Below are 23,995 nucleotides of genomic sequence, written 5' to 3' on the forward strand. Positions count from 1 at the left end.
TTTCAAAGAGTGGTTGGTGATTTTAGGCAATTAAAAGGCATTATTGAATCTAGATTATTTCAGAGAAACGACTAAAATAAAATCTAGATTGAACACAAAAAGGAGGATTCTATGAAAATTGCAATCGTAACAGGTGGAAGTAATGGCATTGGAAAAGCGACTGCGCTTGAACTTGGCAAGCGCGGAATTAGCGTCATTCTCACCTACAATTCTTATCAGGATAGGGCAGAAGCAGTCGTTAAGGAAATTGAGAAAAATAAAGGAGTTCGGGCCGTAGCACTAAAGTTGGATCTGACTCAAATATCAACATTCGAAGGTTTCGTTCTGGAGGTGAAAAGGAACCTCAAAGAAATTTGGAACAGAACGACTTTTGATTACCTAGTCAATAATGGCGGTGTTGGTGGGTCAATGATGTTGGCCGAAATGAGCGAAGAGTACTTCGACAAGATTCTTAATACGAACTTTAAAGGACCCGTTTTTTTAACACAACACCTCGTCCGATTCATGGATGATGCTGGAGCCATCGTAAATACCACGAGTACAGCCAAGAACCAAGCATTTCCAGGGTACTCCGTCTACGGCTCGTTAAAAGCAGCATTCTCATCTTGGAATCGCTACATTGCCAAAGAACTTGCACCACGTAAAATTCGGGTCAACGCAGTTTCTCCCGGTCCTACGCACAGCAACTTTGGCGATGGAGCATTCGATAAACATCCTGAATTCATCCAGCCGCTGGCAGAGCAATCTGTATTTGGCAGAATCGGCCAACCCGAAGATCTTGCAAAGGTCATTGTGAACCTATTGTCCGATGATTTCGGCTGGGTTACAGCCCAGGACATTGAAGTGTCTGGCGGACATTTGCTTTAAGAATGCGAGGACGACATGGGAGTCTAATATTTCTGTCCAAAATGACTAAAGAAAAAGACGTGAAAGCTTCGTAGGCTCTCGCGTCTTTAATAATAGTCTTTTTAAATAAGGAGGAACGATATTTTCTACTTCCTCTCCCGGACAATGAAGAAGAACTGACTTTAATTTTCCTATTTCACTGTATATACAAATACTATGGTCTAAAGACATGTTCTCACCCGCCATATACTATTTTAAACATAATTCTTTGACCAAAATAATAAAAGGCAGATAAACATTGAAGAAAAAATATATTATAAAAATGCGTAAAATCAAGGGTTTCTAGGAATCGGTTCGACATAGCATTACGCAAGTTTCGACATGCGCCGTTTGCGGAAACATGTCGACAGGCTGCATATATTCAACCTTATACTTTGGTGCCAGTACAGCTATATCCTTTGCTAGCGTTGATGGGTTGCAGGAGACATATACTACTTTCTTCGGCTTTACTTGTAAAATCGTTTTTAAAAGTTGCTGGTCAAGCCCTGTTCGAGGTGGGTCGACGATGACCACATCTGGCTTCCATCCTTGCTTGACCCACTTTGGCATGATCTCTTCTGCCTTTCCAACTACATATTTGGCATGCTTAATGCCATGACGTTCTGCATTTTTCTTCGCATCTTCAATGGATTCACGAATAATGTCCATGCCGCGGATTTCTCCCGCCTGCTCTGCAATCCATAAGCCAATTGTGCCGACACCACAATAGGCATCTACTACTTTTTCCGTACCGGTTAGCCCCGCTGCGTTTTTTACCTCATTGTAAAGTCTAATCGTTTGTTCAGGATTCAACTGAAAAAAAGTTCTTGCAGATAGCTCAAATTGGAGATCCCCTAATGTTTCCTGAATAAAGTCTGTACCTTCAAGTGTGATTGATTGATCACCAAAAATAAGCGATGTTTTTTGTCCATTAACATTTTGAACAATCGATCTGACCTCTGGTACTGCCTTTTTAATTCTCTCGACTAATAAATCTTGTTGCGGGAGGTTCTTTTGTGATGTAATTAAGACAATTTGCAGTTCACCTGTCTGGATCCCTACCCTTGCAACAATCGTTCGGACAATTCCTTTTCTTGACCTCTCGTTATATATTGGAATTTTCAAGTCTTGTAAAATTTGTTTCACCGCTTCAGTCGCCTTATTTGTCAAAGGATGCTGAACGACACATTGCTGGATATTCACAAGCTTATGGGAATTGATTCCATATAGACCTGCTAATATTTGCCCATCACGGCTTCCCACTTGAAATTGGCTTTTATTACGATAATTCCATGGATCGTCCATGCCAATCGTTTCTCGGATGTCGATTTGTGCTACCGGTAGCTTTGTATGTCGCTCAAGTGCTTGAATCACAATATCGCGCTTCTCCTTCAACTGCTGATCATAGCGTAAGTGCTGAAGCTGACAGCCACCGCATTCTTCGTAAACAGGACATGGGGGCTGCACGCGATAAGGAGATTTCTTTCGTATTTTTTTGATCCGACCTTCAGCAAACTTGGGCTGCACCTTTGTTGCTTCGACAACGACCTCTTCACCTGGCAACGCACCTGGAACAAAAACGACTTGCCGCTTAAAATAACCGACCCCTTCCCCATTAATACCAAGGCGCTTAATCGTTAAGGGAAAGGTTTGCTTAGGCTCGATTTTCACAGTTTGCTCTTTTTTCATCGTTGTTCATCTCCATTTATTCGTTCTACAAAATTACCCCACTTCTTCAATGCTTCTCCATAAGTACAAAGAAGCGAAGCTTAAATATGGCTCCCAATCCTTTTTATATACGTCAATCTCATCTAGCGTTGGTTTTCTATCAAGCTCATACAGCTTCTTCAACGCATTTTGCAGGCCAATATCAGCAGCAGGAAAAAGATTCGGTCTTCCTAATCCAAATATCAAGAGGTTTTGCACAGTCCAAGGCCCAACTCCACGGAGCTTAATTAGTTCGTTCATAACTTCCTCATCAGATTTATCATAAAGACTTTGTAAATCTAACTTTCCGTCCACAATCGCTTGAGCTATTCCAATCACGTACTCAGCTTTGCGCCCACTAAATTGCAGTTCTCTTAAATCTACGATGTTTAAATTCGCTACCGTTTCTGGCTGTGGATAAAAATAGACTCCGCCTACCTCAAAGCCAAAGGTTTTCACAAATCGTTCCGTAAGCGTATGGGCGAAAGATAAATTCAATTGCTGATGGATGATAGACTTCAAAAGACAATTATACGGATCAAAATCCAATACAAGCGGCGTTCCTCGATGCTCTTTAAAAAGCTGTTGAAGATCAGTCATTTGAAAATGGTCGTCAACTTCCGTAAGTGACTGCTTCCATTGGAAAATATGAGTCAATTTCTCGATTATTTCGTTATTTTCCTCATCGACCCTAAACTCGGGCTCATCTGTTGTACCTATTGCTGTCACTTCCGCCACTAGTGGCTGGTCTTTTATTATGAGTGGTACTTTAACACTCCTCTTATTCCTGTCTATCACATGAAGAGGATCAAGAGAAAGTCTGTCTAGCACTGAATCAAAATTATACGGACCTAAAATACGCATTGTTATCCCACCTACATAATTTGCTCGTATTATAGCATTTTTTGCAGGTAAATACGAAAAAGCTCCCTCGCAACAGGAGCTTTGACATGTTTTAAAACAGCATCGGCTCTTTAATCAATTTTCTTTTTCTGAGATCGTCTAAGCTTTTAAAGGTGTAACCCTTCTTTTTTAAATCCTGAATAGCTTGTTCCAAAGCATCAGCATTATCCTTTGACACTGTATGAAGGAGGATAATGGCCCCTGGATGAATTTGTCTCATAATATTGTCATAAGCATATCTGGCTCCTTTTTGTTGGTCAACCTTCCAGTCTACAAAGGCAACGGACCACATCACATGGGTATAGCCTTGTTCCTTCGCTAGTTTTAATGTTCTTTCACTCAAAATTCCTCGTGGGGGACGAAGGTAGACCATATTTTTCACCCCAGTAAGTTCTTCCGTTTTAGCGCGAACCATCTCGAGTTCTCTCTTTAAACGCTCGTTATCCACCTTTGTTAAGTCCGGATGATAATAGGAGTGGTTGCCGATAATATGACCTTCTTTCGCCATTCTTTTTACTAACTCAGGCTGGGTTTCTAAATAATGCCCAGTGACAAAAAAGGCTCCTGGCACCTTTTCACTTTTCAGCACATCCAAAAATTTCGCTGTATAGCCATTTTCATAGCCGTTATCAAAAGTTAAGTATATATCCTTCTCAGCTGAGTCCCCTTTATAAAAAGCATCATACTTATCTAATAGCGCATCCAATTCTTGCCCAGCTTCCGCAGGTTGCTCATTTTTCCCTTTTTTAAAGCCCCAATGAATGGGGGTATTGCTAGTACTAGCATAAGCAGATGTGGCAATAAAAAATAACAGTATAAGTAATCCTATATAACGACCTCTTTTTAATATCATTTTTTCCTTCTGCCTCCTAACACTTTTTCTTTATTTTTTGTTAGAAGAGCACGAAAAATGATTTACAGATATTAGCAAATTAAGAAAGCTGCAATACTTCATGAATTCTAAATGCGAGCAAGCAAAGTTAAGGTTGCAATTATAACAAACGAAAGTGGAATAGAGAATGCCTCTGCTATTCGAAGGTAATCTAAACAGAATCTCGTCTGCTCAAAAACTCGGCATATTCTAGTGTAGATTCAATTCCTTACTTATAATATAACCGCTACCTGAAAACTTTTAAATTATCTGATATAATGGAAAAAATATTATATATTTAGCTTTTGAGACGAGTTTAGCATTTGGTATTCTCAATCCTAATTTCTTTATTAATAACAGTTACATAAAAATTTTTAATTAAAACACCTATAATTTAAACGGTAATTATTCAGTGCGAATGTGAAGCGCACATGATTTTCCTAGGAGATTCGCACCTTGAAAATAGCAGCTATTTCTTTTAACCGCATGGTTTTATTCCATTTTTTACCTATATAACCACAAAAATAGCATTTTCCATACGACGATAAGTGTAATTTTACTTTTTTTGTTTAAAAATCGCTGTCACACTCTATATGAGTGTGTGGATTGAAATATACGGACGCCGTAGTAACAGAAATCAGTTCTACGGTCACACTCTATATGAGTGTGTGGATTGAAATAATTACGGTTGATAAAGGTGTGCTTTGTTGGATGTGTCACACTCTATATGAGTGTGTGGATTGAAATATCAATGATTGGAAATCAGAAGAGTACGAGCCTTCGTCACACTCTATATGAGTGTGTGGATTGAAATGGTTTTACTTTCGCTCGCTTGTCCTACGTTTAACGTCACACTCTATATGAGTGTGTGGATTGAAATCGCCCGCTGCCTGCGCACGTCGTCCGGAGCCGTGACGTCACACTCTATATGAGTGTGTGGATTGAAATTATGTCAAAGTTACACCAAAATTTATGCCTGTCTGTCACACTCTATATGAGTGTGTGGATTGAAATTTGAACTAGAAGACTATCTGAATTGATTAAGCATGGTCACACTCTATATGAGTGTGTGGATTGAAATAGACATTGATCTTATAGACTTATCCAATGCTTTAGTCACACTCTATATGAGTGTGTGGATTGAAATAACTTTCCATAATAAGTTTTTGGCTCATATTCTCGTCACACTCTATATGAGTGTGTGGATTGAAATTTTCGAACTTCTTAATGACCGCATGAATCGCCGTCACACTCTATATGAGTGTGTGGATTGAAATGCCGAACTTGTGCGAGTAGTTCATCACGTCCTTATGTCACACTCTATATGAGTGTGTGGATTGAAATATCAATGGCAACTACGAGGTACGGCACGCGATGTTCGTCACACTCTATATGAGTGTGTGGATTGAAATGGTTGCCGAAAAAATATTTATCGGACAAACATCGTCACACTCTATATGAGTGTGTGGATTGAAATGGAACGTAATAAAAAGGGGGTCCCTGTCAGTATAGTCACACTCTATATGAGTGTGTGGATTGAAATTATAAACTCTAACAGATTATCTAAAAAGTCTAATGTCACACTCTATATGAGTGTGTGGATTGAAATTATTTGAACAGCTTGCACAGCATCATCTGCTTTAGTCACACTCTATATGAGTGTGTGGATTGAAATCGTTGGAACTTTAAATAATGAAACATCATAACTCGTCACACTCTATATGAGTGTGTGGATTGAAATCTTTATAAGCTTTCCTGTCTTTGCCGAGTACCTAGTCACACTCTATATGAGTGTGTGGATTGAAATTCCCTTTTCCCTAAGCTTTTTGGTCAATTCCATTGTCACACTCTATATGAGTGTGTGGATTGAAATTAATTAGATACCAGGTATAAGTTATATTGAGGTAGTCACACTCTATATGAGTGTGTAGATTGAAATTCTTCCTGCAAAAAAAGATAAGCGGGTGTCCAAAAAACATTGGATACCCCGCTTATCTTTTTAATTTAATTGCATGGTGGTTATACAAGTCCCATCATTCTCAAAAGTGGATAGCTCGGATTCGACTGTCTTGCCATCGTAAGAAATCGTAACAGTGTACGTTTTTTCCCGTGGAAGCCATAAATCAAAAAATCCATTTGGAAGGGACGTTATTTTTTCATCTACCATCACTTTTCCATCTTCGTCTTCAATATAGACATCAAATTCTTTTTCGACCAGCTCTCCTTGACAACCTGTCAAGCTATGATTTGTACAAGGATGCGTTTCATTGATGTATGGAGCGATTGATACAAAAAATTCCTCTTCCGGCAGCTCATACACTGTCTCTTCCTCATTTTCTTCATTCGTAACAATTAATTGTGTAGCAGTAATCGAGGCTGTTTCACCTTCAACACTTCCAGTACTGTACTCACTGACCAATTTTTTGATGTCTACCGAATCGTTATTGCTAGAAGGTACTGCATCAGCTCCATTATCTTCAGAACTGCAAGCTACTAACAACATGGTGGCAAACAACATAAGAGATAGAATTTTTAATTTCATACTGCTGTCACCTCTCACTTCAAATTCCCTTATTATCGTATTATACTATCTCTCCATCGTTTGAAAATTGTTTTCCATGACTTGACACAATATCTTCAACAAATTTAAGGCAAAAAAATGAAGACCCTTGATTTCTGTTAGGTCTTCATTTTCCCTCATATTAAAATACTCTCTCTTTAAACTGTGCCAGTTTTTCCAAAGAAGATTTATCAACATCCTGATGGAGACTATTTCCATGGGCATCCATTGTAACAACTGCTGTAAAGCCTTCAACAGTTAAATGCCACATCGCTTCTGGAATCCCAAATTGCATTAAATCAACACCGTCAACAGACTTAATACAATCTGCATAATACTGGGCAGCTCCACCAATCGCATTCAAGTAAACCCCACCATGTTCTTGAAGCGCCGCCAACGTCTTCGGTCCCATTCCACCCTTACCAATAACAGCACGGATGCCAAATTTCTTCATGATGTCCCCCTGATAAGGCTCTTCACGAATACTTGTCGTCGGACCAGCCGCCTTCACATGCCATTTCCCATCTTCATCCTTAAGCATTACTGGACCGCAATGATAAATAATTTGCCCATTTAAATCAACAGGTGCATCATTTTCGGATAAGTATTTATGGATAGCATCACGTCCCGTGAACATCCTGCCGTCAATACGAACAACATCACCAACTTTTAATTCACGAATTTGTTCTTCCGTTATCGGTGCCTGTAAAGTAACGACTTTTGTATCAGTTTCAGTTGCGGTAGCGGCTTCCTTTTCTGCCTCTTGTGCAAAATCAATCTTGTCCCCTTCTTGGTAGAGCCATTCGTTGATTTCACCAGTTTCCGCATTCACGGTTACTCCTAGGCGACGGAATGCCCAACAATTATAAGCGACAGAAACGAAAAAGCTGGCAGGAATACGGTTCATCACGCCGATTTTACATCCAAGCAACGTTGTTTCCCCACCGAAGCCCATCGTTCCAATGCCTAATTCGTTAGCATTTTCCATAATATACTCTTCTAATTTCCGCAAATCATCATGTGGATTTACATCATCATTGGAGCGGAATAACTGTTCCTTTGCAAGGTCATAGCCTGAAGAGCGATCTCCACCAATTCCAACGCCAATAAAGCCTGCACTGCAGCCTTGACCTTGTGCTTGATAGACTGAATGCAAAATACATTTTCGAATTCCGTCCAGATCGCGGCCAGCCCGACCTAGCCCTTCAAGCTCACACGGCAAGCTATATTGAATATTTTTATTTTCACAGCCCCCTCCTTTTAAAATAAGGCGGACATCAATATAATCCTTTTCCCATTGCTCGAATTTCACAACTGGAAGGCCAATTCCGAGATTATCGCCGCTATTTTCCCCCGTTAGAGAATCTACAGAGTTTGGACGAAGCTTCCCATCTTTTGTCGCTTTTGCAATTGCATTATGAATAGCTTTTTTCAACTCAATTTGATTGACCCCAACAGGTGTTTTAATTTTGAAAGTTGGAAGGCCTGTATCTTGGCAAATCGGTGATACATTATCATCAGCCATCTTAATATTATTGGTAATCGTGGCTAAACTCATCGCCGCTCGAGTTCCTGCACTCTCCATTTCCTTCGCGGCTTTAACTGCGCGGCGAACATCCTTAGGTAAATTCGTTGAAGTTTCAACAATTAGCTCATACATGCTTGCTTGAAACTTTTCAATATTCATCCGTGATCCCCCTCTTTCCCTTTTGAAAACCTCTTTGTTCAATGAAGCGTAACGTTTACTTTAACCCCTTAATTTAAGTAAACGTTTTAATAATATCATTTGAATATTACAATAATTCCCCGTTTTTATTATACTCCTAACAGCATTTGAATGAAAGACAAGTGATTTTAAGTTTACCCACTTAAATATAGAATAAATCAATTGCTGTGAACCGTTAGTTTCATTTTTCTCTTTTCGCGGCATATCCAGGAGTTTGCTAAACATTAAAAAAGAGGCAGTCAAAAAGCTTAGCTTTTTAAACGCCTCCTCTTAAAATTCATTCATCTCGATTTTTGAATTCACGACATTTTGATTCTAAGTCATCTATAATCGAAATGAGCCTATCGATGTCTTCTAAATCTGCACTTTCAGGCTCTATCGCATCTAAAAGATCCATAAACATCGTCAATTTCTGCTTTAAAAAAACGACTTGCTCGCCTTTTTCCTTTATAGGACTTCCCAAAAATAACTCGCTCCTTTCAGCATTGCTCGTCTCCAATCGTACACATAAATATGGTTATGATGCAATAACGATTTTTGCTTATAACTATTATTATATTTCTGTGCATATATTTAATCTGAAACATTTTCCGTAAAACCATTGACAGAAGTAATCTCTTAAACTGATAATAACGAAGTGCATTTATACATGGTCCTTTTGACCATTTTTGTTTAGAAAAAGGAGTTTTTACAATGAACGCAAATACAAAGGCCATTACCCCAAGCTTCGATCCATGGGAAGCTTACATGGACATAGAGCAATATCAGAAATTAACTTTGACCAACATTGAATTTACGACAACAACTCTTTGCAATATGCGTTGTGAACACTGTGCAGTTGGTTACACATTGCAACCGAAAGACCCTGAAGGCCTTCCTTTTGATTTATTAGTTAAACGGCTCGACGAAATCCCAACTCTCCGTTCTTTAAGTATTACTGGCGGGGAACCGATGCTCTCAAAAAAATCAGTTGAGAACTATGTACTTCCTTTACTTCAATATGCCTACGCACGGGGAGTTCGTACACAAATTAACTCGAATTTAACCCTTGACCTTGAACGCTATGAAAAAATAGCACCTTATTTAGATGTATTGCATATTTCTCACAACTGGGGAACTTTAGAAGATTTCGTTGAAGGCGGATTTGCGATGATGGAGCGCAAGCCTAGCCCTGCGCAGCGAGCAGTTCTTTTCCAACGAATGATTGAAAATAGCCGTGCTCTTTCTGAATCAGGTGTAATGGTCTCAGCCGAAACGATGTTGAGTAACCGAACCTTGCCTTATTTAGAGGATATTCATCGCCAAGTAGTGACAGAAATGAAATGTGGAAGACATGAGATCCATCCGATGTACCCATCAGACTGGGCTTCAAACTTAGAAGTTCTAACCCTTGAACAAATTCGTGATGCCATCCATCATCTCTTGGACATCCGTAATGAAGATACTTGGATGCTTTTTGGAACGCTGCCATTCTATCCATGTAATCATGATGAAAAAGATTTAGCGCTATTACAAAGATTATATAAAAGTAAAAATGTGACCGTCCGTAACGATCCTGATGGTCGCTCACGATTAAATGTAAATATTTTTTCCGGAGATATTATTGTTACTGATTTTGGAGATACTCCTTCCCTCGGTAATATTCAAACAGATTCACTTTCTGTAGCTTATGAGAGATGGATGCAAACTGATTTAGCTAAAAGCTTGAACTGTCATTGTCCAGCCGTTCGTTGCTTGGGTCCCAATGTGTTAGTGAAAAACAGCTATTACAATGGCGTTGACTTTCAACAAAGAACAGCAAATATCGCAAAATAAAGTACAGTGCTTCTTGGAAAAATATAAAAACGTCGAACCACGAGATTCGACGTTTCCTATTTATCTTGGTCGCTCCGTTGCGACAAACCCAAACGAAATATAATCCTGAACAGGAATCCACGCACCAATTCCTTGAGAAGTTACATTTTTGACGACGATCATTTTCTTATTTCCTTTTAGCATTAAGTAAACTTCTCCGTACGTCACTTTCCCTTTTTCACTAACTGCTGGAACAAATCCATATAAATATCCCAATCTTTTTGGAGGGATATTATAATATTGCTCTTTTTTCGTTCCTGCTCCAACAACCGTTTCAAACGCAAGGGGGAGATTTGAATTCTTTGCAGCTTCAAGGAGCATCATTTTTTTTACATCCTCAGCTTGTGGTACCTTAGCCGTTAATCCACCTTTTACGACTTTTTGTGCTTCTTGAACATAATGGATTTGATAATTCGCTTTTCCACCGCGATTATCATAGTAATTTGTATTAATCTTTTGGTATTCCCAATTTGCTGAAGTCTCTGTCGATTCATAGCTAAGCGGCCACTGTCCTAAATAAATAACAGCTCGATAGCCAAAGGCAAAAGGTGTGCTGTTTACATTGGTTTCATTGAGCATTCGAATTAAATCCGGATTTTCAATTTTTACTTTTGAACTAGATATGAGTTCTTCTGTTAGCTCACTCGGCTGCAGCGTTGGCAAATCCTGTGTCGGATTCGGATAAGTGTTTTCCTTTGTAATATTTAATACCGAACTTGGGATCTTTATCTCTTCTTTCTTTGCAGCAGAGACAGATATAACAGTCATTTGGATCAATAGTAACCCAATAAAGATACTAGAAACCAATTTTTTCATGATGAGTCGAACTCCTTTCACTATGTCGATGAGTCAATGTCAACCCCAACACAAATTGAAATTAACTCATACATCTAGTTTTTTCAGAGTTCTTACATCTTATCCAAAATTTTGTTCGCATTATTTGATTTCGAATGTTTCTTCGATTTCAATACTTTCCATTACAGATTGAACCATTGAACAGTTTTTCGCAGTAAGAGCCATGACCTTTTCCATTTGAGCTTGCGAAATTTCAATGCCTGTAAGCGTAAAATGAAGATGAATCTTTTCTATTTTATCCGCCTTTTCTGGATTGCGAACAACATCGGCTTTAATATGGATATCCTCATACGGAATCCGTTTTTTCTCTAGAATTTTTCTCATTATCCCGCCGCTGCAAACCGCAACCGAGGAGACCAATAATTGAAAAGGTCGGAACCCGTGCTCTTCATCTCCAGCAATATTTAAGCGCCCATTTGCCGTTTCTGTATAAAAACCTATTTCTTTCATATGAAATTCCATTACCATCATCCTCCTAAGCTCTACTCCTATCATACAAATTGCAGAGCTTCTTGACAAAAAATCTACTTGCCAACAATCGTTTTTCTCATGTACCATCAGGTAGAATACATAAATAATGAGGTATGAAACATGAATCTACGGCTCTGGATCCTCGTAGGAATTGTTGCCATTTCTGGTTTTTCACAAGGGATGATCCTCCCGCTAATCGCCATTATTTTCGAACAAGATGGGGTTTCATCAAGCATTAATGGTCTGCATGCGACGAGTATATACATCGGAATTTTATTGATTTCACCTTTTTTAGAAAAACCGTTAAAAAGATTTGGCTACAAACCGATCATCGTTCTTGGCGGCTTGATCGTCCTCCTATCACTTTTTCTATTTCCATTTTGGAAATCACTATGGTTTTGGTTTATTTTGCGGTTATTGATCGGAATCGGCGACAATATGCTCCATTTTGGGACACAAACATGGATCACTTCTTTTTCTACTGTGAAAAATCGCGGCAGAAACATTGCCTTATATGGACTCTTTTTTAGCTTAGGTTTTGCAATCGGACCAATGATGACCCGCCTGCTGTCGATAAATGAGTCACTTCCTTTTATCATTTCAGCAGGGCTGAGTTTCACCGCTTGGGTGACTATTTTTCTCCTTAAAAATGAAATTCCTGACCATGATTCAACGGAAGCAACTTCTTTTTTTAGTACGTTTCAACGATTTAGTCAAGTTTGGAAGTATGCATGGGTGGCTTTCCTTCCCCCTTTTGGCTATGGTTTTCTTGAAGCAACCTTAAATGGGAATTTCCCTGTTTATGCGTTAAGAATCGGCGTTGATATAAATGCTGTTTCGATTATTTTACCGGCATTTGCAATTGGAACAATTGTCTTTCAAATGCCGCTTGGACTTATGAGCGATCGCTACGGGCGCAAGAAAATTTTACGATTCGTCATGATTTCAGGATTTCTCACCTTTCTTGCGGCTGCCATTCTTGAAGGCTCAGAGGCTGCTTTATTTTCCTGCTTTTTTATCGCAGGAATGCTTGTCGGTTCCACCTTTTCGCTTGGCATATCCTATATGGCAGACCTCCTGCCAAAGCATCTCCTGCCAGCGGGAAATATAATGTGCAGCATATTTTTTAGTTTTGGAAGCATTACGGGTCCGTTCATTGGCGGATTGATGATTGAATACATTGAAGGGATTAGTTTCTTTTATTTAATTGCTTTCATGTTACTTACCATTTTTATTGCTTTATTTTTCTTTCAGCCGCAGCAACAACAATCAGCCTATAAATAAGCTTTGTTAGCTGTCCGTGTTCATTTTAGCTCATTTCGTGTGAAATCAATCATTACACGAAATGAGCTAAAAAAATTTTCAATACAATTGGTTAATAAAATCTATAAATAAAGCTTTACATATTGAAATCAAATGTTATAATTAGAATAAATATAAATAAGTAATTATTATGATTTTCTGCTGTTGCCTATTAGGTGACAGCTTTCGTGTTTTATTAGGGTATTGATGTTGATTATTTTTCTCAATTAGATCAAGATAATTGAAATAGGTTATCATTGGGGGATGCGGAGATGAACACAGACATTAAAGGAATAACGAATACTGGAGCCAACCAAGAAGGGCTCTTGGATAAAATTTGGCCACATGTTGAACTAATTGCCGCGATTACAAGCGGTCTCCTGATTGCTATCGGGTGGTTACTTGAAAAAAACGACTTAACAACCGCTTCAGTTGTTTCCTTCGTGTTAGCTTTTTTGATTGGAGGCTATGCGAAAGCAAAAGAAGGCATTGAAAGTACGATAGCTGAGAAAGAATTAAATGTTGAAATGCTGATGATCTTTGCGGCAATTGGATCCGCTGTTATTGGTTACTGGACTGAAGGGGCCATTCTCATCTTTATTTTCTCCTTAAGCGGAGCTCTGGAGACTTATACGATGAATAAAAGCCATAAGGAAATATCAGCACTAATGGAATTGCAGCCGCAGGAAGCATTAGTTGTTTCAAATGGGGTGGAAAAGATCACCCCTGTTGCTGAATTAAGGATTGGCGATCTCATTCTTATTAAGCCAGGGGAAAGAATTCCTTCCGATGGGAGGATTGTTAAAGGACAGAGTCACCTAGACGAAGCTGCCATTACTGGAGAATCTATTCCAGTTTCGAAAGGTGTCCATGAAGATGTCTATGCCGGGACAGTCAATCTGAACGGCTCGCTCACAGTTGAAATTACGAAAGAAAGTAGCGATACTCTTTTCCAAAAGATTATCCAACTTGTTCAATCTGCTCAAAGTGAAAAATCCCCTTCCCAGCTATTCATTGAGAAGTTTGAAGGAATGTATGTTAAAGTTGTTCTTGCTGTCGTTGCACTCATGATGTTCCTGCCACATTTCTTGCTAGGATGGAGTTGGACTGAAACTTTTTACCGCGCCATGATTTTATTGGTTGTCGCTTCTCCATGCGCCCTTGTCGCTTCAATCATGCCTGCAACCTTAGCAGCGATTTCGACCGGTGCAAGGCGTGGAATTCTCTTTAAAGGTGGAGTCCATTTAGAGAATCTAAGTCATTTACGCGCCATTGCGTTCGATAAAACGGGTACGTTAACAAAAGGAAAGCCTGAAGTCACGGATATTTTAACTAATGAGGAAATCTCCAAAACGGAATTTCTACTAAAAACAGCAGCGATTGAAAGTCACTCTAATCATCCGTTGGCAAATGCAATTGTCAACTATGCAAAAGAAAATAGAGAGGAAGCTCTTATCCACCCTGAGAGTATTGAAGATATTTCAGGCTATGGAGTGAAAGCCACATACGAGCATGAATTGTGGAAAATAGGAAAAGCAGATTTCGTAGGAAGGGAAGCAGCAGAGTCATTCTTAGATGGAGCCGCATTGCGCTTAGCGCAGGAAGGGAAAACGATCGTTTTTGTGCAAAAAGATGGGGAGATCGTCGGCTTAATTGCTTTGAAGGACGTCGTTCGTGATGAAACGAAAAAAGCAATTGATCAATTAAAACAAAAAGGAATTTACACCGTTATGTTGACAGGTGATAGTAAAAATACAGCACATGCGATTGCCGCAGAAAGCCATGTAAATGATTACACCGCAGAATGTTTGCCGGAGGATAAAGTAGAAAAATTAAAAAGAATTAAAGAAGAGTATGGTCATGTCGCCATGGTTGGTGATGGTATCAATGATGCACCTGCACTTGCAACTGCCAATGTTGGAATTGCGATGGGTGACGGCTCTGGCGTCGCTTTGGAAACTGCTGATGTTGTTCTAATGAAAAATGATTTGCCGCGCATCGCCGAAGCTATTCAATTGTCAGAAAAGATGAATCGTATTATTAAGCAAAACGTTATTTTCTCCATTTCTGTTATTATGGTGCTAATCGTCTCCAACTTCCTGCAGTTTATCGACCTACCTTTTGGTGTAATTGGTCATGAGGGCAGCACCATTTTGGTCATTTTAAACGGCTTACGCCTATTAAAGTCGTAGCTTTGCTCATCACTTTGTGAAATGCAAAGTAGCAGGGACAAGAAAAAAAGCGCATGAAATCAAGGTTTTGAAACTTGATTTCATGCGCTTTTGCTTATGTTGCTCATCGCAAGCATACCTCTTATTTTGCACACTCCCTGCGTTTCAGCATGTTTCATCCTTTAACAATTGGTTCAATGCATTCACTTCTCCACCAAGAATAATAATAACGCCCGTTAAATAAAACCAAATCAATAACACAATAACCGCACCAATACTCCCATATGTGGCTGAGTAATTGCCGAAATTGCTTACGTAGAAAGAAAAGCCCCAGGAAACAATTAACCAGCTTACGGTTGCAAAAATCGCACCTGGAACCGCATCAATACACTGAAATCTTTTGTTTGGAGCAAGCCAATAAAGCACTAAAAAGACGATAAATATAATCAAAAAGCTTAAAATCCACCTTAACATATGCCAAAAACTTAAAAAATGGCTTGAAAATCCGAGCTTCGCAAATAAAAACATCCCAATTTGTTTACCGAAGACCGGAAGTAAGAGCGCGATAATGAACACGAATATCATTGCAACCGTAAAAATTATTGCCATCCCTCTAGCTACAACAAAGGAACGATTTTCCTTAACATCATAAGCTTTATTTAATGCACGAATAATTGCATTAATTCCATTCGAAGCAGACCACATCGTCGCAATAATTCCGAAAGAAAGCAGCGTTCGACTTTGTTGATTCATAATTTCATTTAAATTCGTTTCAATGAAAGTCATCGTTTCTCCTGGAGCAAAATCAGCTACAACGCTAAGCATTTCTTCTTGTGTAATCGGTAAATAAGGTAAGAGTGTAACTAAGAAAATAAGGAGCGGAAATAACGACAACAGAAAGAAATAAGCCAATTGAGCTGCTAAGCCCATTACATCATCTTCGCCGATTCTCTTCCACAGCAACATTAAACCTCTAACATTTAACAATGCCATTACTCCACCCCTACCTTACCTTGTTAAACATCTTCCTCATCATGTTCTTTAATAAATGCTTCTTTCGTATCGTGAACAATTCCAACCACAGTTGGCGTTACTTCTCTGAGCTCTTCCACTTTTTCTGCAATAAAGGATACGTCCTCACTTACTTGTTCAACTGTAGAACGCAGTTGTGTTGTTGTGTTTTTTAGTTTTTCTGCCGCCTCATTTGGATGCGTAATAAAGTGGGCAACGTTTTTTGCTCCCGTTTTACAGCTTGCTGCTACCGCATTTCTCGTTTGCCGATCAAGCAAACTAATCGCTCCACCGGCTATTGCCCCGAGTAGAATACCTTTCCAAAATTTATCTGTACTCCCCATTTTTATGTCCTTCCTTTCTATCTCAATCACTGCCATTTATAATTTTAAGCTGAACTCTACTTAAGGGTGTTTATCCTGTCCGATCAAGTAAAAATAATCAGCTACTCCAAAACATGTTCATGTTTAATATGTTGTAATAGCTTTTCACAACCCTGCTTCAGTAAATCAAATACTTCTTGGAAATTTCCCGTATAATAAGGATCAGGAACATTCTTATCTTTTATATGCGGAACATAATCCAGTAGAACTTCAACACTTGCTTTTGAAAAATCCGATTGCAGTTTCGCAATATTTTTCTTATTATCGCTATCCATCGCAATAATATAATCAAATTCCTGCAAATCTTTTGGCTGGATTTGCCTAGCTTTAATTCCTTCAAACTCAATACTATTTGTTTTTAATATATTGGCTGTTCCTTGATGGGGTGGTTGTCCAATATGCCAGTCTCCAGTCCCCGCTGAATCAACCATAATTTCCCCTTCTAAACCTTCCCTCTTCACAGCATCTCGAAACATCGCCTCAGCCATCGGAGAACGACAAATATTCCCGAGACAGACGAATAAAACTTTTACCATATATAGCATACCTCCCATCTACCATTTTCTTCGATTTACCCTCAAACATGCAACTGTTTGTTGAGATTTCAACAGATGATTTCATAAAAAATCATGGAATACCTGTTATAAACTATGGAAAGATGATAATATTCACTAAAGGATGTTACAAATATGAAATTGCAAAAATTTATCCGTTTATGAATGGGACAAAACAATGAAGAATATGTAAATAATAGAATTGATTTTACCATGAAAAAGCGATGTCTAAGCAAAATGAAAGGTGGAAAAAGGATGAATTTAACAACAGCATCGGTAGAAAATGTGGAGTATATGATTGAAAAGATTAAAGAAAAACTTAAAGTTTTAAATCTCGGGGCTATCAAACCGTCCCATTTCGATGAAAATATGTATGAAGAATTAAAAGAAATTTATGAGCTTGTGATGAAAAAAAATTCCTTTAGCCCCAACGAAATGCAAGCTCTCGCAGAAGAACTTGGAAATTTAAGAAAGCAATGACAACTTATTTACATAGTAAATAGAGCGTTACCTACCCACTTCAATTTAAAAAACAGTTTCAATCGTGAAATAACGATTAGCGTTGGACACGAAAGATCAATGTCGGTAAGAACAAAAGTGCCGGAGCTAGATGAAAACAAATTGATTTAGTGTATACACATTTTTTACATTTTATGATTTCCTAGACAATAAAAAAACGGCTCCCATGAACTGTGATTATTTGGGGGCCTCTTCTTTATTCAGCGCTCAGCTAGTAAGCACTTCCGATATGAGAAGTGTATGGCAGTCACCTAATGAGACTTCCTCTTCACTATCCAAATAGCGTATGTACGGCCTTTGTAAATTTCTAAGAATCTTCGTCACAATTGCTTTACGACCGTTATTGAGTCTGACTTTCGTTCCGGGAATATAACTTGGTACTTGTTGGACAAATAAACCAATAAGTTCGGCCGTAAACCATGTGTCACTTTTTGTCATAATATATTCCATTGCTTCATGTGGTGGAAGTCCGTTATTTGATATCGCATGGTCGTACACATTTCCAAGCGCACAAATTTGAGCAAGTTCATGAATTTCTTTCTCTTCTAATCCCCTCGGCTTCCCACTTCCGTCAATTGCCTCGTGATGCTGATACGCGACATGGGCGGATAAAAGACTGACTTCTCTTATTTTTCGTAAATACTCAAAACCACTTCTTGCATGGTGCTGTGTTTCTTCCTTAATTGCCTTTCCGATATCGTGAAGTAGACAGCCCATAGCCAATTCCCTTAATTGCTTTTGAGAAATTCCCAGCTTTTTCGCCAATTGCAGAGAAATAAGAGCGACATTGACGGCATGGGCATACTCCCTTAAATTCTCTGTTAAAGAGGATGTCGGAACAAGAAATATCGCTTTCCGTTTCGCCACCTCATCGACAAGCGTTACAACTTGCTTTTGAATCTCACGAATCGGGAGCTTCTGATTTTCCTCGACAGCTCGATAAGTATTTTTCAACGCATCAATCGCTTCCATCCAAGTTGGTGTATCGACCATTTCTTCCATCGTAATCCCAAAGGAAATGGCGTCCTCAACAAATAAATAGCGAATATCAAGGGCGCCGAGCTTTTCTAAATAAGTAGGATGTATCGTTCTTCCGGCACCTAGTAACACACGTCTATGCTTATCATAAATCGGCCTCGCAAGTTGCATTAGCTTTGGATTATACTCATCAATACTAATCAGTCTCATGACACTTCTCCTGTACAACTTTATTTACCGGCTCTATTTTAAATTCGTGAATCTAGGTGCTTAGAACTCAGAAAAAATACGCACTTCCCCTTACGCATCTTCCTGATTGGTTAAAATAATCGGACCCTCTTTTGTAATCGCGATCGTGTGCTCATATTGAGCAGAATATTCTCCATCGATCGTACGGGCAGTCCAGCCATTGTCGTCCATCTTCATTTCATACTGTCCAATGTTGACCATCGGTTCGATTGTAAAGACCATGCCTTCTTTAATACGAGGTCCTTTTCCCGGAAGGCCGAAATGAGGCACATCAGGTTTTTCATGAATAACGGAGCCAATACCATGCCCGATAAAATCACGCACAACCGAAAACCCTTCAGCTTCCACATAAGTCTGGATGGCATGACCAATATCACCAATGCGGTTGCCAACCTGCGCTTGTTCAATTCCTTTATATAGTGCTTCCTTTGTTACTTGTAAAAGCTTCTTCGTCTTGTCAGATACCTCCCCAACTGCGTACGTCCAAGCCGAATCCGCTAATGCTCCATTTAAATTGACCACCATATCAATCGTCACAATATCGCCATTTTTTAAAGGTTCTTTCCTTGGAAATCCATGGCAAATTTCATCGTTTATACTTGCACATGTTGCATACTCATAACCTTTATAGCCCTTTTGTTCAGCAGATGCTCCCTTTTTTGCCAAAAAGGAATCGACGAACTCTTCTATTTCCCAAGTTGTCACTCCCGGTTTAATCATCTTAGCAATTTCTTTATGAACAGAAGCCAACACTTCTCCAGCTTTTTTCATCATTTCAATTTCTCTTTGTGATTTTAAAACAATCATCGCTAGTCCTCCTTCATACAAGTACAGATGTACCTTTCATCATTGTAATACTTTTCATGTAACAATCACAATAATTTCTATTTCATACACCTTTTAATAGGTGTTAAATTTTCTATTTGGCAATATTCGGCTTTTACTACAACTTTGTACACCGGGAAATCGACTCATTACCCATTGTTTTAGTTATGTTCATCATACGATTATTGGCTCATTCCCGTGCAAATTACTGCCTGTCCACGGGAACAAGCCAAAGGGTCAATCGAGTTATTTAAAATGTGTCTTATTGGGCATTGTCACAATTGAATGAATATTCTACTATGTAAATAAATATTATTTTCTTACTATGGATAGCTGAAAAATTCGAAAGAACTTTTCGTTCTAAATATGGAACTGCTTTTGAATATTTGCTATTATTAAATTATACATTTTGATAGGATGTGTGATTCATGATTGGTGATCGTGTAAAAAAACTTAGACTTGAAAAGAAGATGTCTCTTTCAGAACTTGCTGAGCAAGCTGGAGTGGCTAAATCTTATTTAAGTTCTTTAGAAAGAAATCTACAAAACAATCCGTCGATTCAATTTCTTGAAAAAATTGCTGGCGTTCTCCATGTTCCAGTTGATTACCTAATCCATGAACACTTAAATGATGAAGAGCTCGATTCAGAATGGATTAAAATCGTAAAAGAAGCTATGGACTCTGGTATATCCAAAGAACAATTTAGAGAATATCTTGAGTTTAATAAGTGGAGAGCCAATCAAGGCAAATAACAGAACTAATTGAAGCTAGACTAAATAGAAGCTAAACCTGCAGACTGCCCGCAAACGCTTGCTTTCTCTGTTGCTTCGCCTTGCCCGGTGCCCAATAGTAACTCTGCTCCTCCCAAGGCTTCGCTCCGCGAAAGACAAACTTTTTCACTCAGTCTGAAAAGGGAACTCTTTGACTTTGTCTAAACTCTGAAACCTGTTCTATTAAAAGAACAGGTTTTTCAATTTTATGCTAGGTAACTAAAGCGGTGATGATCTAAAATGTTAGTCTAAAATGAAGTCAGAAAAGATACATGTAAATGATTAATAGTTTAATAAGTAGAAACGCAAAAAAACTTATTGCTTTACCGTATTTTTAGCAAGAAACTCTCGGATTTCCTCTTTCTTAATTCCTAGTTTCTTCGCCTCTTTAATTAGTTCCAACCATTCCATATCCAAACCTTCAATTCTTCCTTTCATTTCTATCACCATTTTTCCCCCTAAAATCCGGCACGAATTTCAGCAGTCCAGCCGTCATAGTACTTCTACCTTAGACCTGAGACTTTGCGTCCCTATCTTTCAATAGGTTTGCCCTTTTCTTGCGTCCTTTATTTTTTCTGAAAGTAATCCCATTTCTAGTCTACAGCCTTTCAAACAATAAAAGTGTAACTATTTGTCAATGCTTAAAATTTTTTACATATTATTTTTAAACAATTTTCGCCATCTAGCAACATAAATGCTCCAGCTACTATATGAATAAATAGTAGAATGTTCTTTATTTCGCAATTATTGTCGAAAGTCTTTGCCCCATTCTCGTAATTTTAAAAGGAAAAGCATTGACAATTTGAAATCTTTCGTTATTATTTCATACTTCAAAATGCTGGACCTAATTCGTCTTGTTTACTTCGGACTTGCTTTCACGCGTCAGCGATACAGGCAATTTTTTAATGAAAATCTGCTCGAACGTAACCGGATCAAAGAACGGATGTGCCGTTAAATCATTCCCACACTCAGGACATAACCAAGTCCCGAACTCACTGCTACTAAAAGAAGGTTTATGACACTTTTCACAATTTTTTCGATACAACAGCAACATCCTCTCATTTGTTCTTTCAAAATCACCAAATGTTCTTTATTACGAATTTAATATAATTTTAATCTTTTTAAAATGTTTTTGAAATATGGAAATTTTGTCATTTTTTCGTTTTAACGAACGTTTTTCTCTTTATTTCGTCCACATCCTTCAAATATCTTACTTTTTACATTTTATTTCATTACTTGGCCAAATATGTCAAATGGATAAAAAAATTTTGTTTAGGTCAAATGAATCAATTTTACAAAATTTTCAAACATATATGTCTGAATTATCTAAATAATACTATAATAATAGTAATAACCTTTTAAAATATATGAAAGGTGGTATTGAAATGACTTTTTTTCATATTTTGAACTTCGCGATTCCAATTGCCTCCATGGTCGGGCTAGGTATATTACTCGATCGGATGTGCAAGCCAACTAAAGATTAGGGCTCTGTAATTGGCTCATTTTGTGCAGACCAAGCTTTTATAAATCCCCACTGACAAAGTTATGTTTGGATAAGAAAACCAGTTAAATATCGGTCTTTATTTCATTTTATCAGTCTAAATCGAAATATTTCGGTCTTTATACAAATATATCGGTCAAATCAGTCCATATATCGGTCTAGGCATGATATTCATCAACTAACTACGTAGATACACTCATTGAAAGTGGTATACACCACGGCAAAATCTATCATTTTCTCAGCAACAAAAAATAGTGCAAACCAATCAGGTCTGCACTACTTTCTATTTTTATTTTTAATCCGATGTTATTGGCAAAATAAGTACTTCAACACGGCGGTTTTTTGCCCTGCCTTCACTTGTATCATTGCTTGCTATCGGTTGAAATTCACCGAAGCCTTTAGCACTAAACCATGCCGGATCAAGCTTTTCGTTTTTTAAAACAATTTTCATAAAGTTTATTGCCCGCATGACACTTAATTCCCAATTGGATTCAAAGTGAGGATTACTAATCGGGACATTATCTGTGTGTCCGCTAATAATGATATTGCGCGGCGGACTCATAACAAGGAGTTCAGAAATTTCATTTGCCGTATGAATATCTTCTTGCCGCACTTCTGCACTACCGGATGCAAATAAAACATTATCGCGTATTGTTAACAGTAAACCTTCATCAGTTAATGAGGTTTCAAGCTTATCCGTGAGATTATTTTCATTAATATAGGCATTTACTTTCTTCTGAATATTTTCTAATTCTAATTGCTCGATTCTGGCCGCTGTACTTTCCTTATTCTTTTCTGCTTCAATATCGTCTAATGCCTGTGCATCCTCTTCAGGCATTGGATTTGGATAATCCAAAATACTCGTTCCACCGGTAAAAGCTTGATTAAAAGCCTGTGAGAGCTGTTCTAATTTTTGCGCATCTATCGTACTCATAGAAAATAAAACGATAAACAATGCCAATAGTAGCGTTAGAATATCTGCATACGGAATCAGCCACGATTCATCTACATGATCATCATGCTGTTCCTTTTTTCTGCGTTTACTCACCGTTCTTCTCACCGCTTTCCTCTAGGAAGTTCTTCCTTTCACTGACTGGTAAGTATGAAGCTAATTTCTGTTCAATTACTCTCGGTGCTTCTCCCTCTAATATCGATAGTACACCTTCAATCATCATATACTTTAATTTTGCTTCTTTCTTAGATTTTCGCTTTAATTTATTTGCAAAAGGATGCCAAAGAGCATAACCTGTAAAAATCCCTAACAATGTTGCAACGAAAGCAGCACTAATCGCATGACCAAGTGCATCAATATCACTCATATCTTGTAATGCAGCAATTAGTCCGACAACAGCACCTAATACCCCTAAAGTTGGCGCATAGGTTCCTGCTTGAGTAAAGATAAGAGCACCCTGATGATGTCGTTCCTCCATCGCCTCTATCTCTTCCGTTAGAACATCACGTATGTAGTCAGCACTTTGACCATCAACAGCTAAAGAAAGGCCGTTCTTCAAAAATTCATCGTCAACCTCAGTGGTTTTTGCTTCTAATGCAAGAAGCCCTTCTTTACGAGCCAATTGTGCCCACTCTGAAAACATTCCAATTAATTTGACTGGATCCATTAATTTTTTTTCTGTAAAAATAATACCGAATAATTTAGGTACCTTTTTTATCTCTGATGTAGGGAATGCAATTGTCACAGTACCAATCGTTCCCAAAATAATGATTAATATGGCAGCAGGGTTTACCAATACGCCTACCCCTACACCTTTTAAAACCATTCCTACTCCAACACCAATAACTGCAAGAATTAACCCAATTAACGACGTTTTATCCATTATTGATCCACCTATCCCTTATGCAACTATTTGACTATGCTTTATATTTCAAGGTTTTCCAGTAA

The 23,995-nt window shown here is 38.3% G+C and carries 22 protein-coding genes, 1 CRISPR repeat array and 1 riboswitch; of the genes, 6 read left to right on the top strand and 16 right to left on the bottom strand.

Features of this window, described 5'->3' with window-relative positions; genetic code table 11:
• The first annotated feature begins 111 nt into the window (after positions 1–111).
• A complete protein-coding gene (locus FCJ93_RS03600) occupies positions 112–867 on the top strand; it encodes an SDR family NAD(P)-dependent oxidoreductase (protein WP_095309784.1) in 756 nt (251 codons plus the stop codon).
• Between the two features lie 321 nt (positions 868–1,188).
• Here FCJ93_RS03600 and rlmD read toward each other — a convergent pair whose 3' ends face one another.
• The 6 genes from rlmD to FCJ93_RS03630 form a co-directional block, all read right to left on the bottom strand.
• A complete protein-coding gene (rlmD, locus tag FCJ93_RS03605) occupies positions 1,189–2,574 on the bottom strand; it encodes a 23S rRNA (uracil(1939)-C(5))-methyltransferase RlmD (RefSeq protein ID WP_137742948.1) in 1,386 nt (461 codons plus the stop codon).
• Between the two features lie 33 nt (positions 2,575–2,607).
• Positions 2,608–3,456: a DNA-3-methyladenine glycosylase family protein gene (locus FCJ93_RS03610; RefSeq protein WP_137742949.1), complete on the bottom strand. Its 849-nt coding sequence runs from the start codon at positions 3,454–3,456 to the stop codon at positions 2,608–2,610.
• Positions 3,457–3,547: 91 nt separating this feature from the next.
• Positions 3,548–4,348, bottom strand: coding sequence for a delta-lactam-biosynthetic de-N-acetylase (pdaA, locus tag FCJ93_RS03615; RefSeq protein ID WP_137742950.1), 801 nt, complete (start codon positions 4,346–4,348; stop codon positions 3,548–3,550).
• A 599-nt stretch (positions 4,349–4,947) separates the two neighbouring features.
• Positions 4,948–6,305: a CRISPR direct-repeat array (repeat unit 32 nt; unit sequence GTCACACTCTATATGAGTGTGTGGATTGAAAT).
• A gap of 60 nt (positions 6,306–6,365) precedes the next feature.
• Entirely contained in the window at positions 6,366–6,908 is a 543-nt protein-coding gene (locus FCJ93_RS03620) for a CueP family metal-binding protein (protein ID WP_137742951.1), read from the bottom strand.
• 160 nt (positions 6,909–7,068) lie between these two features.
• Complete coding sequence (locus FCJ93_RS03625; RefSeq protein ID WP_137742952.1) at positions 7,069–8,613, bottom strand: fumarate hydratase; 1,545 nt, start codon at positions 8,611–8,613, stop codon at positions 7,069–7,071.
• A gap of 316 nt (positions 8,614–8,929) precedes the next feature.
• Positions 8,930–9,115, bottom strand: coding sequence for an SE1561 family protein (locus FCJ93_RS03630; RefSeq protein ID WP_137742953.1), 186 nt, complete (start codon positions 9,113–9,115; stop codon positions 8,930–8,932).
• A gap of 230 nt (positions 9,116–9,345) precedes the next feature.
• On the opposite strand from FCJ93_RS03630, the gene yfkAB reads away from it, so the two are divergent.
• Positions 9,346–10,467 carry a radical SAM/CxCxxxxC motif protein YfkAB gene (gene yfkAB / locus FCJ93_RS03635; RefSeq protein ID WP_137742954.1) on the top strand — a complete coding sequence of 374 codons (1,122 nt, stop codon included), beginning with the start codon at positions 9,346–9,348 and terminating at the stop codon, positions 10,465–10,467.
• A gap of 60 nt (positions 10,468–10,527) precedes the next feature.
• Here yfkAB and FCJ93_RS03640 read toward each other — a convergent pair whose 3' ends face one another.
• Both FCJ93_RS03640 and FCJ93_RS03645 read right to left on the bottom strand, forming a co-directional pair.
• On the bottom strand, positions 10,528–11,274 hold the full coding sequence (locus tag FCJ93_RS03640; protein ID WP_408014789.1) for a YfkD famly protein: 747 nt from the start codon (positions 11,272–11,274) through the stop codon (positions 10,528–10,530).
• Between the two features lie 168 nt (positions 11,275–11,442).
• Positions 11,443–11,823: an OsmC family protein gene (locus FCJ93_RS03645; RefSeq protein ID WP_095314544.1), complete on the bottom strand. Its 381-nt coding sequence runs from the start codon at positions 11,821–11,823 to the stop codon at positions 11,443–11,445.
• Between the two features lie 129 nt (positions 11,824–11,952).
• On the opposite strand from FCJ93_RS03645, the gene FCJ93_RS03650 reads away from it, so the two are divergent.
• The gene (locus tag FCJ93_RS03650) at positions 11,953–13,116 is read left to right on the top strand and encodes an MFS transporter (protein WP_137742956.1); all 1,164 of its coding nucleotides are present in this window, start codon (positions 11,953–11,955) and stop codon (positions 13,114–13,116) included.
• Positions 13,117–13,406: 290 nt separating this feature from the next.
• Positions 13,407–15,326, top strand: coding sequence for a heavy metal translocating P-type ATPase (locus tag FCJ93_RS03655; RefSeq protein ID WP_137742957.1), 1,920 nt, complete (start codon positions 13,407–13,409; stop codon positions 15,324–15,326).
• Positions 15,327–15,470: 144 nt separating this feature from the next.
• Here FCJ93_RS03655 and FCJ93_RS03660 read toward each other — a convergent pair whose 3' ends face one another.
• From FCJ93_RS03660 to FCJ93_RS03670, 3 genes are all read right to left on the bottom strand, one after another.
• Positions 15,471–16,298 carry a YihY/virulence factor BrkB family protein gene (locus FCJ93_RS03660; protein ID WP_137742958.1) on the bottom strand — a complete coding sequence of 276 codons (828 nt, stop codon included), beginning with the start codon at positions 16,296–16,298 and terminating at the stop codon, positions 15,471–15,473.
• A 23-nt stretch (positions 16,299–16,321) separates the two neighbouring features.
• A complete protein-coding gene (locus tag FCJ93_RS03665; RefSeq protein ID WP_137742959.1) occupies positions 16,322–16,660 on the bottom strand; it encodes a YtxH domain-containing protein in 339 nt (112 codons plus the stop codon).
• 101 nt (positions 16,661–16,761) lie between these two features.
• Positions 16,762–17,235 carry a low molecular weight protein-tyrosine-phosphatase gene (locus FCJ93_RS03670; RefSeq protein ID WP_137742960.1) on the bottom strand — a complete coding sequence of 158 codons (474 nt, stop codon included), beginning with the start codon at positions 17,233–17,235 and terminating at the stop codon, positions 16,762–16,764.
• Between the two features lie 273 nt (positions 17,236–17,508).
• On the opposite strand from FCJ93_RS03670, the gene FCJ93_RS03675 reads away from it, so the two are divergent.
• Positions 17,509–17,733 carry a DUF1128 domain-containing protein gene (locus FCJ93_RS03675; RefSeq protein WP_095314538.1) on the top strand — a complete coding sequence of 75 codons (225 nt, stop codon included), beginning with the start codon at positions 17,509–17,511 and terminating at the stop codon, positions 17,731–17,733.
• Positions 17,734–17,979: 246 nt separating this feature from the next.
• Here FCJ93_RS03675 and FCJ93_RS03680 read toward each other — a convergent pair whose 3' ends face one another.
• Both FCJ93_RS03680 and map read right to left on the bottom strand, forming a co-directional pair.
• The gene (locus FCJ93_RS03680; protein WP_137742961.1) at positions 17,980–18,960 is read right to left on the bottom strand and encodes an HD-GYP domain-containing protein; all 981 of its coding nucleotides are present in this window, start codon (positions 18,958–18,960) and stop codon (positions 17,980–17,982) included.
• A 90-nt stretch (positions 18,961–19,050) separates the two neighbouring features.
• The gene (map, locus tag FCJ93_RS03685) at positions 19,051–19,806 is read right to left on the bottom strand and encodes a type I methionyl aminopeptidase (RefSeq protein WP_095314536.1); all 756 of its coding nucleotides are present in this window, start codon (positions 19,804–19,806) and stop codon (positions 19,051–19,053) included.
• Positions 19,807–20,252: 446 nt separating this feature from the next.
• Here map and FCJ93_RS03690 point away from each other — a divergent pair, with 446 nt between their 5' ends.
• Positions 20,253–20,576 carry a helix-turn-helix domain-containing protein gene (locus tag FCJ93_RS03690; protein WP_137742962.1) on the top strand — a complete coding sequence of 108 codons (324 nt, stop codon included), beginning with the start codon at positions 20,253–20,255 and terminating at the stop codon, positions 20,574–20,576.
• 333 nt (positions 20,577–20,909) lie between these two features.
• On the opposite strand, the gene FCJ93_RS03695 is transcribed toward FCJ93_RS03690, so the two are convergent.
• The 3 genes from FCJ93_RS03695 to motA form a co-directional block, all read right to left on the bottom strand.
• Positions 20,910–21,044, bottom strand: coding sequence for an anti-repressor SinI family protein (locus tag FCJ93_RS03695; protein ID WP_095314534.1), 135 nt, complete (start codon positions 21,042–21,044; stop codon positions 20,910–20,912).
• A 26-nt stretch (positions 21,045–21,070) separates the two neighbouring features.
• Positions 21,071–21,155: riboswitch (cyclic di-GMP riboswitch) on the bottom strand.
• Between the two features lie 1,235 nt (positions 21,156–22,390).
• Complete coding sequence (gene motB, locus FCJ93_RS03700; protein ID WP_095314560.1) at positions 22,391–23,143, bottom strand: flagellar motor protein MotB; 753 nt, start codon at positions 23,141–23,143, stop codon at positions 22,391–22,393.
• Positions 23,136–23,930, bottom strand: a complete 795-nt coding sequence (gene motA, locus FCJ93_RS03705; protein ID WP_137742963.1) for a flagellar motor stator protein MotA — start codon at positions 23,928–23,930, stop codon at positions 23,136–23,138. The genes motB and motA overlap by 8 nt, the downstream gene beginning before the upstream one ends.
• Positions 23,931–23,995 lie beyond the last annotated feature (65 nt).

This window comes from Robertmurraya siralis (assembly GCF_005502275.1).
Classification (GTDB): Bacteria; Bacillota; Bacilli; order Bacillales; family Cytobacillaceae; genus Robertmurraya; species Robertmurraya siralis.

Coding starts and splice junctions, on each gene's coding strand:
- FCJ93_RS03600 (WP_095309784.1), top strand. CDS start 112: ATGAAAATTGCAATCGTAACAGGTGGAAGTAATGGCATTGGAAAAGCG.
- rlmD (WP_137742948.1), bottom strand. CDS start 2,574: ATGAAAAAAGAGCAAACTGTGAAAATCGAGCCTAAGCAAACCTTTCCC.
- FCJ93_RS03610 (WP_137742949.1), bottom strand. CDS start 3,456: ATGCGTATTTTAGGTCCGTATAATTTTGATTCAGTGCTAGACAGACTT.
- pdaA (WP_137742950.1), bottom strand. CDS start 4,348: ATGATATTAAAAAGAGGTCGTTATATAGGATTACTTATACTGTTATTT.
- FCJ93_RS03620 (WP_137742951.1), bottom strand. CDS start 6,908: ATGAAATTAAAAATTCTATCTCTTATGTTGTTTGCCACCATGTTGTTA.
- FCJ93_RS03625 (WP_137742952.1), bottom strand. CDS start 8,613: ATGAATATTGAAAAGTTTCAAGCAAGCATGTATGAGCTAATTGTTGAA.
- yfkAB (WP_137742954.1), top strand. CDS start 9,346: ATGAACGCAAATACAAAGGCCATTACCCCAAGCTTCGATCCATGGGAA.
- FCJ93_RS03640 (WP_408014789.1), bottom strand. CDS start 11,274: ATGACTGTTATATCTGTCTCTGCTGCAAAGAAAGAAGAGATAAAGATC.
- FCJ93_RS03645 (WP_095314544.1), bottom strand. CDS start 11,823: ATGGAATTTCATATGAAAGAAATAGGTTTTTATACAGAAACGGCAAAT.
- FCJ93_RS03650 (WP_137742956.1), top strand. CDS start 11,953: ATGAATCTACGGCTCTGGATCCTCGTAGGAATTGTTGCCATTTCTGGT.
- FCJ93_RS03655 (WP_137742957.1), top strand. CDS start 13,407: ATGAACACAGACATTAAAGGAATAACGAATACTGGAGCCAACCAAGAA.
- FCJ93_RS03660 (WP_137742958.1), bottom strand. CDS start 16,298: ATGGCATTGTTAAATGTTAGAGGTTTAATGTTGCTGTGGAAGAGAATC.
- FCJ93_RS03665 (WP_137742959.1), bottom strand. CDS start 16,660: ATGGGGAGTACAGATAAATTTTGGAAAGGTATTCTACTCGGGGCAATA.
- FCJ93_RS03670 (WP_137742960.1), bottom strand. CDS start 17,235: ATGGTAAAAGTTTTATTCGTCTGTCTCGGGAATATTTGTCGTTCTCCG.
- FCJ93_RS03675 (WP_095314538.1), top strand. CDS start 17,509: ATGAATTTAACAACAGCATCGGTAGAAAATGTGGAGTATATGATTGAA.
- FCJ93_RS03680 (WP_137742961.1), bottom strand. CDS start 18,960: ATGAGACTGATTAGTATTGATGAGTATAATCCAAAGCTAATGCAACTT.
- map (WP_095314536.1), bottom strand. CDS start 19,806: ATGATTGTTTTAAAATCACAAAGAGAAATTGAAATGATGAAAAAAGCT.
- FCJ93_RS03690 (WP_137742962.1), top strand. CDS start 20,253: ATGATTGGTGATCGTGTAAAAAAACTTAGACTTGAAAAGAAGATGTCT.
- FCJ93_RS03695 (WP_095314534.1), bottom strand. CDS start 21,044: ATGGTGATAGAAATGAAAGGAAGAATTGAAGGTTTGGATATGGAATGG.
- motA (WP_137742963.1), bottom strand. CDS start 23,930: ATGGATAAAACGTCGTTAATTGGGTTAATTCTTGCAGTTATTGGTGTT.